6 protein-coding genes are annotated in these 16060 nt (G+C 41.5%); 2 read left to right on the top strand and 4 right to left on the bottom strand.

Going from position 1 to position 16060, the window contains the following annotated elements; translation table 11 throughout:
* Positions 1-3 precede the first annotated feature (3 nt).
* Both HFD85_RS16225 and HFD85_RS16220 read left to right on the top strand, forming a co-directional pair.
* Entirely contained in the window at positions 4-3204 is a 3201-nt protein-coding gene (locus HFD85_RS16225) for a SusC/RagA family TonB-linked outer membrane protein (RefSeq protein WP_167612230.1), read from the top strand.
* 58 nt (positions 3205-3262) lie between these two features.
* A complete protein-coding gene (locus HFD85_RS16220) occupies positions 3263-4918 on the top strand; it encodes a RagB/SusD family nutrient uptake outer membrane protein (protein ID WP_167612227.1) in 1656 nt (551 codons plus the stop codon).
* A gap of 145 nt (positions 4919-5063) precedes the next feature.
* Here HFD85_RS16220 and HFD85_RS16215 read toward each other — a convergent pair whose 3' ends face one another.
* From HFD85_RS16215 to HFD85_RS16200, 4 genes are all read right to left on the bottom strand, one after another.
* Positions 5064-9032: an MG2 domain-containing protein gene (locus tag HFD85_RS16215; protein WP_167612224.1), complete on the bottom strand. Its 3969-nt coding sequence runs from the start codon at positions 9030-9032 to the stop codon at positions 5064-5066.
* A 156-nt stretch (positions 9033-9188) separates the two neighbouring features.
* The gene (locus HFD85_RS16210) at positions 9189-11192 is read right to left on the bottom strand and encodes a family 43 glycosylhydrolase (RefSeq protein ID WP_167612221.1); all 2004 of its coding nucleotides are present in this window, start codon (positions 11190-11192) and stop codon (positions 9189-9191) included.
* Between the two features lie 264 nt (positions 11193-11456).
* Complete coding sequence (locus HFD85_RS16205) at positions 11457-12161, bottom strand: TonB family protein (RefSeq protein WP_167612218.1); 705 nt, start codon at positions 12159-12161, stop codon at positions 11457-11459.
* A 290-nt stretch (positions 12162-12451) separates the two neighbouring features.
* Entirely contained in the window at positions 12452-15910 is a 3459-nt protein-coding gene (locus tag HFD85_RS16200) for a LamG-like jellyroll fold domain-containing protein (RefSeq protein WP_167612215.1), read from the bottom strand.
* Between the last annotated feature and the right edge of the window lie 150 nt (positions 15911-16060).

Genomic DNA, 16060 nt, shown 5'->3' with positions numbered 1-16060 from the left:
ACGATGAGGAAGCAATTCTTGCGAAAATTCCTGCGTTCGATCTTTATAGCCGGATCATTGGCAATCGGTTCTGTAGCTTATGGACAAACGGAAAACACAGCGGTTGTTAATTCTACGGATAATGATACAACAGTTGTCGATCCATCGGCATACATGGTAAAGGGTATTGTTCGTGATGCGAAAACTCAGGAACCGATTGTGGCGGCACAGATTCGGTCACAAAACCATAAGTCAGCGGCTACTACCGATGAAAAAGGAAATTTTGAGATCGAGGTTACATCGCCCGGTGAAATTCTGATAATAGTTGCGTACGACTACAACATGCGTGAGGTTCCTGTACAAGGCCAAAACAGCCTCGAAATAGATCTTTATTCTGACGTATTTAAGAATACCTATAAAGATATTGAAAGCTTTGCGGGACCTATCCGTTCCGCCTCAACCATTAATGCAATCAAAGGTTCGAAGGAGATTAATTATCCAAATTATCTTTCGGTTGATAATGCTGTCCAGGCGCAAATGAACGGAGATTTACGTGCTTTGAGCCGTTCAGGTAGCAATAGCATGGGATCCAGTTTATTTATCCGGGGATTAAATTCGGTAAACATGAATGCACAACCACTGTTTGTTGTCGACGGGGTTATCTGGAACAACTATTTCGACGTACAAACGGTTCACGACGGTTTTTACATCAATCCGTTAAACGATATTGACTTGAGTGATATTGAAAGTTTTACGGTGATCAAGGACGGAACATCAATTTATGGTTCGAAAGGTGCTAACGGTGTAATCCTGGTAACAACCAAACGAGGTGTTGATGTGGCTACCAAAATCGTTTTTAACGCCTATGCCGGTCTTACCGAACCTGCATCGTCACTCCCAATGATGAATGGTGATCAGCTTCGGATATACACTACCGATATTTTGGCTACCGCCAACCTGAATATGCCAATTGAGGACATGCCTTATTTGAATGACGATCCGAACTTCATTGATTACAAAAAGTACCACAACAATACCGACTGGGATGATGAAGTCTATCAGCGAGGTATTGCCCAAAGCTATAACATTGGCGTAAGTGGTGGTGACGACAAAGCCCTTTATTACTTCTCACTGGGTTACACCGGTAACTCGGGTATTGTTAAGACAACCGATCTGCAACGCATGAATGCCCGTACCAATGCCGACTTCTTTCTTTCCGAGAACATTAAACTGGGCATGAATGTAGGATATACCAGCGTTGACCATACCTTACTCGACGAGGGTATAAATCACTATACGTCGCCAACTTTTTTGGCCATGGAAAAAGCTCCGTTTCTGAATCCTTATTCTTTCACACCAACGGGAACTTTAACAACCGACCTCGAAGATGCTGACTTTTTTGGTGTTGGTAATCCAACGGCAATTATTGAGAATGCGCTAAATACCAGCAAACATTACCGCCTTTCTATCGGTTTCAAACCCGAATTTAGATTATCTCCGGCACTGGTTATTAGTACACAATTCCAATATGCCCTCGATAAATTCAAAGAAACTTACTATAGCCCGATCATAGGTGCAGTTGACCGTGAAATACCAGGTATTGGAATTTCAGAAAACGTATTTAAGGGTCAGCAAATGCGTAACATTTCCATTTTTGATGATACACAGTTGAAATTTGACAAACAGATCAACGAAATTCATACCATAAATGCCATTGCGGGTGTTCGCTATATTTCAGACTTTTATGAAGCAGATTATGGAGAAGGACATAATTCCGGATCTGATCAAAAACGTAACTTGCTGGATCAGGTTATTCGCTTCACTCATGGTGCCAACAACCGCATAAAATCTATTTCCAACTATCTTTCAGTAGATTACTCTTACGACAACAGATACATGCTTTCTGCTGCCGTTGCTGTTGACGGATCGTCGCGGTTCGGGCGCGAAACCCAGGGAGGGTTCCAGTTGTTCGACCGCAGTTGGGCTGTTTTCCCTTCGCTGAATGCAGCCTGGCTAATCTCTTCAGAGACTTTCATGGCTAATAGTAAAGCATTCAACTTGTTAAAACTTCGGGCCGGTTACGGATTATCAGGAAACGATGATATCGAGCCTTACGTTTGGAGTGCATATTTTGAATCAACCCGTTACATGGACAGGGCAAATGGATTGATTTTGGCCAATATCGGTAATACCGAAGTTCAGTGGGAAACAACAGCCAAAATGAGTCTTGGATTAGATGCGATTCTGTTTAATGACCGTTTGTCCCTGACTGCCGATGCATACTACAATAAAACAAAAGACTTATTGTTTCTGAAATCGCTGCCCGAAATTGCTGGTAACGGATATTATTGGGGAAATGGTGGTGAAATGTCGAACAAGGGTATCGAATTCTCTGCTGATCTGAAGCTGGTCAACCAGAATAATTTCAAATGGGAATTTGGAGCCAGCATCGGACATTATAAAAACAAAATAGAATCGTTACCCGAAGGTGATTACGTTACATCGATGTATGGCGCCGACATTCTTACATCAGTTGGAAATCCGGCCGGAGTGTTTTATGGCTATAAAGCTCTTGGGGTTTTCACCAGTGGAGATGCAGCCTCGGAAGCTAATTTGAGAATTATTGACGAAGACGGCAACTCGCATTACTTCGAAGCCGGTGATATGCACTATGAAGACGTAAACAGTGACGGTATTATAGATGATAACGACCGCCAGATTATCGGAGATCCTAATCCCGACTTTTTTGGCTCGTTTAACAGTACAATTACCATCAAAAACTTTTCTATTGATGCATTATTTACCTATTCGTATGGTAACGACGTGTACAACGCACTCCGCGCCAACCTTGAAGCTGGAAGCTCCCCGGTTAATCAGACAACGGCGATGCTTAACAGTTGGTTTTATGAAGGACAGCAAACCAGTCAGCCAAAGGTGAATTACATGGATCCGATGGGAAACTCAAGTTTCTCTGACCGCTGGATTGAAGACGGAAGCTTTCTACGTTTCAAAACATTGTCGGTAGGTTACACCGTACCTTTAAAAAGTTCTGTAATCGAGGGGCTCAAAGTATGGGTTTCAGCCAACAACCTGTTTACACTTTCAAATTACCTCGGACGCGATCCTGAAGTATCGGTTAGTAACGAGGTGTTGTTCCAGGGAATAGACGCTGGGATGCTGCCACAAACCAGAAGCTATTTTATTGGAATAAAAATGAACTTGTAACCGGCTGAAGAAATTGTTTGTAGCAAGCGGAATAGAAAACCGTATTAAAGAAAAAAAGATGAAGAAATTAAATCAAATACTACTCGGATTGATCGTACTGACAGTTTTTGCTACCAGTTGCGACACCTTACTTGATGTTGATTCTGAGCGTATCATGTATCCGGAAGATCACCAAATCGATTCACCGAATGACTCGATCTACTCGATGATTGGTATTTTTACACAATTCCAGAAGTTGGCTGAGCCCTATGTATTGCTGGGTGAGCTAAGAGGCGATCTTATGGATGTCACAGAAAACGCAGGTCTTGATCTGCTTGAGATCAACAATTTAGATGTCACTGTGGATAATCCATACAACAAGATTGAAGATTACTATTCGGTAATAAATCACTGCAATTACCTGATTAATAATATTGATACTGCAATCATTTCAAACGGAGAGAAATCGTTGTTAAAAGAGTATGCTGCGGCCAAAACAATTCGTGCATGGACTTACATGCAGATTGCTATGAATTATGGAACAGCCAAATATTATAACGAACCGCTTTTAACTGTTGTAGAAGCACAGAAAGATTTCCCTGAGTATTCTGTCTCAGAACTGGTTCCTTTATTAATTCAGGATCTTGAACCGGTAAAATTCGTAAAAAATCCGGGTGCAATTTCATTGGGTGTTGATATGACCAGCGAAAAGATATTCATTCCTGTTCCGCTAATGCTTGGAGAGTTGTACATGTGGAGCGGGCAATACGAAAATGCAGCCCGAGAATATTATTCTTTAATTGAAGATGAACGCTATGTTGTTAACGACAACTACAGTTCAACATGGCTTGTAGACAATGGTGTTTTCGTGGGTAGGCAATATATCGATTACATTGATATTTTCGAGCTCACGAATCGCGAACAAATTACCGTAATGGCCGGATCGAAAGAATTAGGGGAAGAAGATGAACTGTATAACATTACGATTGAGGATTATGAAGTACTTCCTTCCCAGGTAGCGATTAACAACTGGGATGCCCAAACTTACTACTACAACGAAAATGTAACAACTCCAGGAGATTTACGAGGTGATCTGGGATCATACATTGGCAGCGACTGGCGTTTAATTGTTAATGGCAGTAATGTTGTCGGTGGCAGTAACAATATGATTTTGAAGTATTTTCTAATGGGAGAGCGCGCCGAAGATGCGAAGGCGGCTATTCTTTACCGGGTAGCAACACTTTACCTGCGTTATGCCGAAGCAGTTAACAGAGCCGGTAAACCCAATCTCGCTTTTGCTGTGATAAAACACGGTATGAACATGGATGCACTTGAAGTGGATACCATCGTACCGCGTCACGAAAAATACAGCACTTACACCGACTCTACCGGTACCTTCCTTGATTACGTCGATTTTAGCAATATTGCGTTCGATGAAAACATTGGGGTGCATTCCCGTGGATGCGGAAACATGGACCGAGCCGCCGATTATGTAATTCCCGCATTCAGTTCATTAGCAGATTCAATTCTTTATGTAGAAGACAAGATCATTGAAGAACTCGCACTGGAAACTGCTTTCGAAGGCAACCGTTTTCAGGATTTGATGCGCATTGCTTTGCGTCGCGGAGATCCGGCATTTTTGGCCGATAAAGTGGCCGCCAAACATACCGGTAATGAAGCAGCCATCCGTTCAAAACTAATGGATGAATCAAATTGGTATCTTCCTAAAAAATAAAGTGTAGTTAATTAGTTCTAAGTGGATATTTAAAGTTAATAAGAAAGGAAGGCAGCGTTGTTCTGCTTTCCTTTTTTTTATGGAATCAATCCTTCAAAAGGAAACATAAAAGGCTTGTTACAGGCTATTAATGAAGTGGACAGTATTACTGCCTATATTCAGTAATATTAATCAGATACCTAACCTGATCCGGAATTTCTTTGGATGGAGGCAACAGCCAGGGTTTACGCCAGTCTTCAGGTTTATATTCCGGTGTGTTTTTGAAAACAAGCCGTTGATTCATATTCTCAGGGATCAAAGGCCTGTAATTCCTGCCATCTCCCGGGTTCCAGACTACTTCCCTCGATACCGTATTTTGCTGTTCCTTTTGACGGAATGAAACAGTTGAAATCGCAAACCGGGGTATCCATAATTCACTGTTATAACTCCAGCTGATTTCGCTGTGCTCATCTTCCAGTTCAAAAGTTTCCGGATCACCGCCGGCGCTCAGGAATTCATCTGGCATAAGGTACTTTTTACCTTTATCGCTTATGCACCAACTGGCCCACGCCAAGCCGAATGTTTCTGCATCGATCAGCAGTTCCCCACTGTAAAGCGCCCATGGAGAATCATCCACCTGATCAAAGTAAATATGGTACATTCTTCGCCCCTCGAACCACGTAACACCTTTTAAAATATACTCATACTGCTTTCTGGCTGCCCTGTTAAGAAACGACAAATTGGCAAACATGGGATCCATTACCGGGATGGCTCCATTGAACCTGTTTTGAGGAACGAAGTTAATTTTATCTTTAAAGTCATCCGAACGAAACCTTCTTCCGCTATTGATATGGTAATCTGCTAAGTTTGCAGATGATGGTCTTTTCCGTCTCTGCACAAAAGAATAGTCTGTCAACTGATGCAGTTCATTTCCGTTGAACAACAGTTCCCGATATGCTCCTTCAAGGAAATAATCCTTTTTATAATAATTTCTATCCGTATATCTGTAGAAGTTTGATAGTACTTCCATCACATCCAGAACTGAAGTAGAATCGGGTGAAGGAACCAACATAACCGCCCCAGACATAGTACTGTCAACTAATTGCGTCAAAGATTGATAACCTGATTTTGAAATCACTACTTCGCATGCATCCTCCAAACACGTTTCATCAACAGAAAAATAACCTTCAGGCGACGTGAAAGTGCACCAATTTTTGTTAGGGCACATAACCATTGCATAAGCTGCTCCCGAACTGTCGGGTAAAAGTATGCGATAATTACCTGGTAAAAAAGGAGCATTCACGGGATCCCTCGTGCTCATAAAATCATCAACGGAATCTTTATCGAACATTGGCTCCATCATTTTATACCTCAGGGCACCCATTGCTCCTGTACTCGATATTCCGTTTGCTTCAACACGAAAGGTGGCGGAGGCATCGGAAGTATAAAATGAAAAATCAGCTTTGCCTGAAGAGTCGGTACACAATTTTGGAAACCAGGCAAGCGTATTTCGAAGATCACTCACAATGCTGTCTGCATCAGCGCCGGAATAATTGGGCTGATAGAACTCTTTAACCCGTGTGAAACCATGAAGCGTAATATTGGACAGGCCTTTGTAATTAGTAGGGCTATACAAGCCAGCTCCGTCTTTGGTATAGATCGACAGAATAGCTGACGGGGTACTCATATTTTCCGAATCACCAATTAGAGCTTGCAATTCGTCCGGTGGATTTTCCGCATCCGAAACCTCACTTGTATTAAGAAACGAAGCATCACTGTTAAGTGTCGTGCGGGAACCATATTTCCTCGGAAAAATCAAATCGACTGAGGTAACCACATTCGGATCAAGAGAAATTAAATCGGAGAGTGTATAACTGCCCAGTGCCCCACGTATCAATCCATTTGTACCTGAAGCAGCAATTAACTCCCCGTCAACAAAAATAAAAAAGCGGTGCATTTTATTACCAATTAGCCGCATTGATATGCTGGGAGAATTTGAAAAGGTAATCGTTGAAGATTGAGGTGGCGGACCAATCCCGCCGTATCGATTATTAATTAAAGATGCCTGCTTAGTCTCCAAACGAAGGTTAGGAAAAGCATCAGAAAGGATGGTCAATAATCCGTACTGCCAGGGCTTCTCCTCTACCAGTTCACTGATCCTCTTTTTACCGACGGAATGCTCAGGCGAGCCATATTTTTCGGTCATTTCTTCTTTTTGTGACTTTGTTCTTTCTCCTTCCACGGTAACTTCTCCAATGGAATAGTCGGTGGTTACAACAAATGTATCTTTCGACATTGCCCTTACCAGTTGCTTTTCCAGAACACCTTTCTCAATTTTCGGATTTTCCGGTTTGATCTTAAAAATATCCGATGTTTGGGATTTTCTGTATGCTTCTACCTGATTTTGATAAGTGTCGACGGACCTGGCGTGGTAGTTGGTGGTCAGGTTAATCATTAAATCTTTTTTTGCTTCAATCCTGTTTTTTGTTTGAACAACCGCCCGTAATGTGTCCTCAAAGTCTTTCAGTAAAAAAGTAAATTTCCCATCCTCCCCTACTTTCTCCGAAAAAAGTTCCATATTCTTACCACCGGTGACCATCGTTACTACAGCATCTTCCGGGATTCGTTTACTTTTTGGCGATTTTTGAACCGTACCTGTTACATAAATTCCGGGTTCTTCAAGGAATTCCGGAATTGCAATGGTATCCGAGAGTACTTCCTGCCAGAAATAACGCCTCCATCCGTTTGTTAACATCAGAAGTTCAGATTTTACATTTCCTTCAACATTATTTTCAAAGAGAGAACTGTCCACACTTTTATAATCCGGAAGGTCGGTATAAAGTGTCAGGTATTGAAAAATATCAGGTGAATGATAAGCGGCATCAGGTATTCGATGGGCATCGGTTACCGACAGGGCAAAATCACCGTCAACAGGGTTCCCGTTTGAATCAGTAACCTGCATGGTCAGTTTCACTTCACCCCGGGGGCGGTCTGTCAAACTGCTTTCTATCAGATTAATGTTGAGTTTATCAGCCCCTTTAACAAAGAAAAGCCGCTCTGCCAAAGGATTTTTAGCTTCATCAAACAAAGTAAACTGAACAATACCGGATCTAAATTCCGACTTATCAATTACAATATCAACGTTCTGTGTGTTATCGAAATCAATAAAAAAAGCCTTTACAGGTATCCCGTTTTGCATACTCAAAAGAACGGCTGACTTTGTTAAAGACAAATTCCCTCTTCGGCTTACATTCACTTTAATCTGTTCTTGTTTGGTCATTTCCTTTACAGAAAATGCCAACCCATCGGACTGTGCGTCAGGAAGTTTATACTGTTGGGGATTTTGGTTTTCAGTGTTAACCCTGATAAAATATTCTTTACCCGTCTGAGGGGTAAGCATAAAAAATCCCTTTCCTCTCCATAGGGTTTTTGCCGCGCTAATAATTTCGCCGGTTTCATCTACAACAAGTGCATCCAGGTCAATTCCCTCCCCATTTTCATTAACAGCCTCAAAAGCTACTTTCGAGAGAATTCCTTCTATCAGGGTTCCTCCTTCGGGGAAGAAAGACAAATGGATTTCAGACGAATATGCTGTTTCTTCATATTCAACAGCAGTATCATTATTCCCGGCGCTTTGCAGTGCAATTATATCTGGCGGCAACTCACTTGTTTCTGCATCAATATGAATCTGTTTCGAAAAGTAGTAGTCACTTCCACTGTTTCTCATCCAGTTTGTGTAGGCGATCAAATGATAGTCGCCCGATTTCAGGTTTTGATCGAGTAGTATGCTCCCCCACGCTCTTCCTGCATTCAATTTAAATATGTTTTTTTGGCGGGTGATTCCTACCGGCGAAACCAGTTCCAAATACAAAACGCTCTCAGATTGATTGAGTTGCTGCGAAGAAGCGTTTAAGAGGAATGCACTGAACCAGAGTTCTTCGCCGGGCAAATATACCGGTCTGTCAGTTTGAACGAAGATTTTTTCGTGATGATTGATGGCATGGTATTTAGATACTTTGGGCAAGATATTTTCATCTGCATTCTGTGCTGAAGCTGAAAACACAAGAAATATTTGCAGGAATATTATACCACATATCCTGGAATTGGTTAAAGAGGCATGAAATTGAAAGTTCATTAATCAGGTTTTAGGCACATTATTTAACAAGAAGTGTATAACGAAACAATACTGCATCCTTCTATTTGTTAAATACAGCAGCAGGGAACAGCACTTAGTTACCCGTTCATAAGTTCGATGATGATCATACCTAAAACTCCCTGATCAGAAATCCCTCTAATTCTTTAGTATCTTTTTTACGAAGGATTCATGATCAGTTTGAATTACAAAAAAGTAAACACCTCCCTTATAACTACTGATATCTATCTTGTTAACACCACGTGTCGTTTCAAAATTACTTATTTTTTGTCCGGTCTGGGTAAGCACGGAAATCAAGGCATTCTCTTCACATTCAATGGTAACTTCATCAGAAGTCGGGTTTGGGTATATAAGAACTGTTTCGTTAGCGTTCGGATCATTAACAGAACTGGGTTTCCCCATTTGAGTAACCACAATCGTTTCTGATTTTCCACCGTTCGTTACCACGTAAATTCGGTTTCGTCGGTCAGCAGCAGTCGGATTTTCATCGTAAATGAGTTTTAAGGTGTCGTTTTGAACACCTGAAGTTTCTACACTCATCCAGGAGTCGTAAAAAACCTTGGCGCTCCACAATCCATTGCTTTCAACCAGGATGCTGCTATTTGTTCCGGCCGAGTGCTCAATTGTTAGTCTGCTTTCTGAAATTGACAGCGTTTCTTCAAAAGGAATCATATTCCAACGCAAAAGATCGTGCGAAATAACTGATCTGAGGTAAAGATTCACATCGCTGCTCGTAGCCGACGGAAGTCCCCAAACAACATCTTTTGTTGAAGGATATATGATGGTTTTGCCATTTGGGGAAGTTACCGTTCTGAATAATTGATTCACACTACCGTCATATTCGCCGGTAACCGCAAGAGAAGTGCTGCCGGCTTCTACATACATTCCTGGGTCAGCATAATTGTTTATGGAGTACTCGCCGCTTCCCATAGCATTAAATACCCACTTTTGAGTATCGAATACAGAGTCAGATGTATATTGATACAATTTCGCGCCTTCGGCTATATCATGCGATGAAATATCGATGACCTTATCACTGAATTCGTTCCTGATAGTATAAACACCTTCATCCACAAAATCAAGTGAAATGGATGGCCATCCATCCTCACCCCAAACCAGTTTAGCAAGCCCAAGCGTTGGCCCCCCCTGATTGTTCGCATCGGGATTGGGATAAAATCCATTCGGATCGTAGTAATGAAAAGTTACGTAATCCACTCCATTTTCGCTGTACATTCCAAAGTGGCCGGGACCAAAATAACGATCCTCCGTTCCCCGCGAATCATCATGTTTCAAAACAATCGTACCCCCGCTGGCTTGTCCGTTAATTTTAAGAGCCTTTCCCGTTTTATCGAGAAATGGACCACGCGGATTTGATGATCTTCCCATCACCATAAAATAGGTACTGGCAATTCCGGCACAACAACCACCCTTGTTGTAAAAAAGATAATAGTATCCATCGCGGTAAATCATTGAGGCTCCTTCTCCCTCACCATAGACGTAGCTTTGCGGACCAGTCCACGAATTGGCGATGCTCTTGCCGGGAAGATTTCCGTCGTATGATTTTGGTTTTCCGGAAACCGAATCGATCTCTGTTACTACAATACCCTCTTCATTAAAAGAGCCGTATACCATCCATATCTTTCCATCAGGGCCTCTCATTAATGACGGGTCAATGGCGTTCAATGCCAATCCCGGCTGATACGACCAGATCCCCAGAAAACCCTGATCGACCCATGCGAAATCCGGATCGTCGGGATTGAGTGTTTTATTGGTGACACAACCGATGGTGGATGTCATTGTCCCCCATTCTGAGCACGAATAATATAGGTAGTACCGGTCGTTCATGAAAATGATGTCCGGAGCCCAGAAATTTCCTCCAAATCCTCCGACGTAACTTTTTATCCAGTCAGGATAAACAGTTTTTGTAAATGGTGTTGGTCCCGCCTGCCATGTAATCAGGTCGGAAGAATACATGCTGTAAATGCCATCACCGGTTCCAAAAACCCAATAGGTATCGTCGCATTTAACAATACTTGACGGATCGTGAATACCTCCGGGCCATTTCTGCCCCAAGGCGGAAAACGTGATAAAAAAGAAAAACAGGGATGGGATAAATAGCTTAGTGTCAATTCTGAATGTCATTCAGTAAAAATACAGAAAGTTAAACAGTTCGCGTATTTATCCGTATCACTTTATTACTATTAATAACAGTTTTTTAGCACGTTTTTAAAGAAGTTAGCATCCTAATTTTCAACCATCAAATCTGAACTTCTCAGTCATCTGTTAAAGTCAATATAAGAGTTGGAGAAAATCATGAAATGAAGAAAAATGACACTCCCTAGCCGAAATTACAAAAACGATATTTTGCTTGTTTCAACTCCCTTTTACCTTCATATTCGCTTTATCCTATTTCGTCTCTTCTGCAAGAAAATGAAACGACTCATCAACACCGTCAATGTCTCCCACTCTTGCCCAATCCTCTTTTGCTTTATCAATATTGCCTAATTCGAAATAACAGATTCCCCGCATTATCAACAGGCTTTGATCATGGGGCAAATACATCAATCCGGCTGAATAAATATTTAAAGCATGCTTTGGTTTATCTTCCAACAAAAACTTTTTGTTCCCTTTCTTGTAATAGTACTCAGCAATCTCAGCGAATTCCTTATTGAAAACTTTCTCGTCTTGTCCCAGTTTGAAGGTAACCGACACTTCTTTTTCCATGGCAACGATATCATTGTTGTTTGTGCCAGGCTGCCACATTCCACCGGTTGATTTTATGGCTCGAATAACGGCATCATCAATATCTTTAGAGACGCTGTTTATGACTTTAAAATCCAAGAGTTCACCTCTTTCATTCACAACAAACCGTACCACCTCAGTACCTTCCAACTGACGATCATAGGCTGTCTTCGGGTACACAATCTGATCTTCAAGATACATATTGAAAGCGGCATTGTAAGACTTACTTTTCAAATCTGTTTCCTGTTCAGGTCCGGTAAACTTTGGTGGAGAAACCTTGATCTCTTCTAAAAAATTATTCATCCGTACCTGTCCACTCACAACGGAGGACGCCACGATAAAAAGCAGAAATAGTATTATAGCTTTCATGACTTTAAGTTTAATGTTTCCGAATTACTAATGCTCTACGACTATCCTGTACTTATTCAAATTGCAGATTAATAATCTTAGATACCTAATATCAATTCTATACACTTGTTCCTCTGTTCCAAATAGATCATACGAGATTTTGCCTAAAGTTGATGCAGTCTGCAATAAATTTGAATGAGCTCACTGCGTACAAGAACTCCGGCTTTAATTATAAGAAAAGCCATCGGTTAAAATGAAACCGATGGCTTTAAACAGACTTTATGTCTTTTCAGCAATGTAAACTATTGCCGTTATCTTGTTTTAAATACTTTGAATGTCTTTGAAGTATCTTCACATTCAACTTTAATCAGGTACATACCTCTTTCCTGAATAGTTAATGTTTCGTGGTTACTTTCGATTGTTTTTTGAGAAACCAACTTTCCAGGTAGATTATAAACGGAAATTATACCGCTTCTTCCAGATGTTTCAACAGTAAATTCACCAGACGAGTAGGTAGGATAAACTTTTATTGAAGCAGAATTAAATTCTTCGATTGAGGTTGTTAAGGAGAAATTAACGGTGTAGGTATTTATGGTGACACTATCCTCAGCAGTGACTTTTATGGTTGCCGAACCGGGCAATGCAGCCGGGCTATTTATAGCAGTGGTAGCATACTCGCTGGCAGCTACTGCTACTAATTCGGGAATGGCAGCGCTATCCAGTTCAACGTTATATTCCAGAATAGCAGGATCAAATCCCAAAACTGTGGTGCCGTTCACCCGAAGATCTGATAACGCAGCATCGGAAGATAGCTCATACAGTTCCCAGTTGTCGATATAACCGGTACCTGAGTTGAAGAAAACACCTTGCGATGATTTTAATTTAGAACCAGTTCTGAATTTAACGTCTACATCCTGCCATGATTCTTTTTCATCTACTTCGTAGTAAAGATCACCTTTGGAAGCATCCCAACCGTAAACCCCCAACCCAACTTTTGGATTATTGGTTGGTAAATCACAGTCATCAACCAGCATAGCTTTTATTAGTTTTACCGCATCAGCCAAGGCCTTTTTCTGCACTGCCTGAGAGCCCAGTCCGGTAATTTCTTCTTTTTGATTAATGCCATACGGCCAGTAATGAACCGGAGCCGGATTGTTATCTCCTGAAACAACCTGAGTAGATCCTCCGGTGATCGCTTTGACTACGCTGTTTCCGCTCTTACCGGTCCATTTTCCGTTAACCATGGTACTTTGCCAAGCCGTGGAAGTACCTGAGCCAAAATAATGAGCCATTTCGTGGATGGCTGTTCCCACCCACATATACCTTGAATTAGCACCAAAACCTATCTCACCATGATAACTGGCCTGAGCTGTAGGAATACCTGCATTGTACACTACCCTGATGTTTTCTATAAATGGAGTGTATTTGTTGAAATAATAGCAGGCACTGTCCATAGCTGTTTTTATCATCCTGTACTGCTCGGGAAATGCAGTACTGTCGAAAGCCATAGTAAAGGTAACATTCCCCATGTTTTCCCCGGTGGTACTGACTTTGAAGACTTTAGCTCTCATCCGGTACGAAGTGTTCGTTTTAAGTTTACCCGTCAGTTTTCTATCCAAAGATCCCGAGCCACTTACTTTTCCACTCCTGCTTCCACAATAAACATATTCAGGATCAGAATTAATGCTCTTATTTCCCCAGCCATCATTCAAATAGGTGTTACATGTCGGATCAACAATCAGATTTTCCCTGTCCGGAAACAAGGGTTGGAAACATTCATCATTTCGTGCTGCCAACACTTGGATGCTGTCTGCAGCTGAACCACTTGTCATGTATATAAACCCGGATGCAGCAGTGCTTCCGTCATAAGTTGCGGTAACTGTTTCTCCTGCTGCCCCAGATGGCAGTGATGCGACAGAAAGGGTAATTCCCTCGGGCGCCGTTAAGCTAATTTCGTTGCTTAAATTATAAGCTGTTACCTTAAATACGCCACTTGAACTGATCTCGTCAAAACCAAGGTAATCCACTGAAGCCTCAATGGCAGGATTTGAAGAGCCGATAACCTGCAAACTATCTTTGACGTCGCCACTTTCAAAATAAATATATCCTGAAGCCGAACTTTCTCCAACATAATTTACAGTTAATGAAACCCCATTTGCATCGGCGGGAATCGATGATTTAGAAACGGTGAATCCTTCGGGACTACTGACTAAAATGTCCTCGATCAAACTCATTCCGCTTACGGTAATAGTTTTTGATTCCGGGCTGTTAAATTCCAGAACAGACTGTGACAAATGAATGGCGGGTAAGGCATACATTTCCCAGTTATCGATATATCCTGTAGTTCCGGATAAGCCGTAGTTATTAAAAAAGATACCCTGACTGGCACCCAATGTGGCTCCGGTTGTAATTGTAAAATCTATATCCTGCCAGGTTCCTGAAGTGTTGAATGTTTTTACAAAATCTCCCTGCCCGTCCGACCATCCAAACATTCCGATTTGGAATGCTCCTCCAATGGTAAATACCTGTGCTCTTATTCGATAGACAGCATTTGTCCTGATCTTTCCGGTTAAAGTCACATCCAGCGAACCCCCATTCGTTCCGGTAACTTTTCCACTTGTCGCCCCGCAAAACGTGTAATCCGGATCACTGTTGATGCTTCTGTTTCCCCATCCTGAAAAAGATGAAAGATAAGTCACGTAAGGATCAGGGACCAAATTGTCAATACCTTCATACAGTGGAGTAAAACAATCATTCGAATATGATTTTACCGGAACATCAAGAACACCGTCACCACTGGAAAATGTAATATTCCCATCAACCACACTAGTTCCGTCATACGTAATTTTTACTGCAGAATTGCTTGCATTTGCAGGAAGTGTAGTTGGGTTTGCCGTAATTCCGGCAGGTGTTGAAACCGATATAATGGTGTCCAGGTTTATCCCGGTAATCGTAATTGTTTCTTCTTTGTAGCGATTATCAAAAGCTAAAGACTTAATAGATGCTGTAATCATTTCTGAAGATTCGGCCCCCTGTTGATATAAAAACAGTACCTCGTCATCTGAAAGTGCTTTATTGTAAATGGAGTATTTTTGTGTGTAGCCTTTCCAAAGTGGATCGCCACTGTATCCGCTCTTACATAAAAATGCCTTCGCTGAACTTACTGCCGAAAGTTGGTTAGATCCGGTTAATGAAGTTGAGCCTACTTTTGTTCCATCCACGTAAAAACTTACGGTAGTAGCATCAATTATACTCACCAGTTGATGTAACTGCCCATCATCAATAGCGCCCGACGGATTATTAACGCCGTTCTCGGCCATCCATGGCTCTGTAGTATTACCGGTTGAAATAGCCAGACGACAATTTCCCCCGTTCGAAGGAGCGGTAAAAATGTAGTTTGTCCCTTTCCAACCATCGACATCGGCATTGCCAAAATAGATTAACATTGTATTACCCGAATTCTGCCCGGCTGAAGATTTAAACCAAACTTCGGTTGTCAGCTCAGAATATGTATTAATTCCTATTTCATTGCCGGGAAATGAAAGGTATCCTCCGGCTGATGTATTTAAGGCTTTATTACTTATTGTTGCCCCACCCTGTAAGGTTCCGTTTGCTGACCCGATAATATCATTGGCCGTTCCATCATCAAAGGTCCACTGATGTTTCAGGTTCTCATTTCCAGGATCAGTTTGGGCTCCACACAGAATAGGATGAAATAAAAAGATAATTGCAAAACTTAAAATCCGAACACTTGTATTAAAACGATTCATAATCTTTTTTGAAATCTGAAAATTAGTGGAAGATCAAATTTTTAATTCAAGCAGCGCTAATAATTCAAAGTTGGTTGTTTCACCATTTCTGAACATAAAGGGCTGTCGAAATTAAATTCGACAGCCCTTAATATAAGCCTCTTGAACTTA

This window comes from Maribellus sediminis (genome assembly GCF_011799805.1).
Taxonomy (GTDB): Bacteria; Bacteroidota; Bacteroidia; order Bacteroidales; family Prolixibacteraceae; genus Draconibacterium; species Draconibacterium sediminis_A.
This window is presented reverse-complemented; position numbering and strand designations above follow the sequence as displayed.

Coding starts and splice junctions, on each gene's coding strand:
- HFD85_RS16225 (WP_167612230.1), top strand. CDS start 4: ATGAGGAAGCAATTCTTGCGAAAATTCCTGCGTTCGATCTTTATAGCC.
- HFD85_RS16220 (WP_167612227.1), top strand. CDS start 3,263: ATGAAGAAATTAAATCAAATACTACTCGGATTGATCGTACTGACAGTT.
- HFD85_RS16215 (WP_167612224.1), bottom strand. CDS start 9,032: ATGAACTTTCAATTTCATGCCTCTTTAACCAATTCCAGGATATGTGGT.
- HFD85_RS16210 (WP_167612221.1), bottom strand. CDS start 11,192: ATGACATTCAGAATTGACACTAAGCTATTTATCCCATCCCTGTTTTTC.
- HFD85_RS16205 (WP_167612218.1), bottom strand. CDS start 12,161: ATGAAAGCTATAATACTATTTCTGCTTTTTATCGTGGCGTCCTCCGTT.
- HFD85_RS16200 (WP_167612215.1), bottom strand. CDS start 15,910: ATGAATCGTTTTAATACAAGTGTTCGGATTTTAAGTTTTGCAATTATC.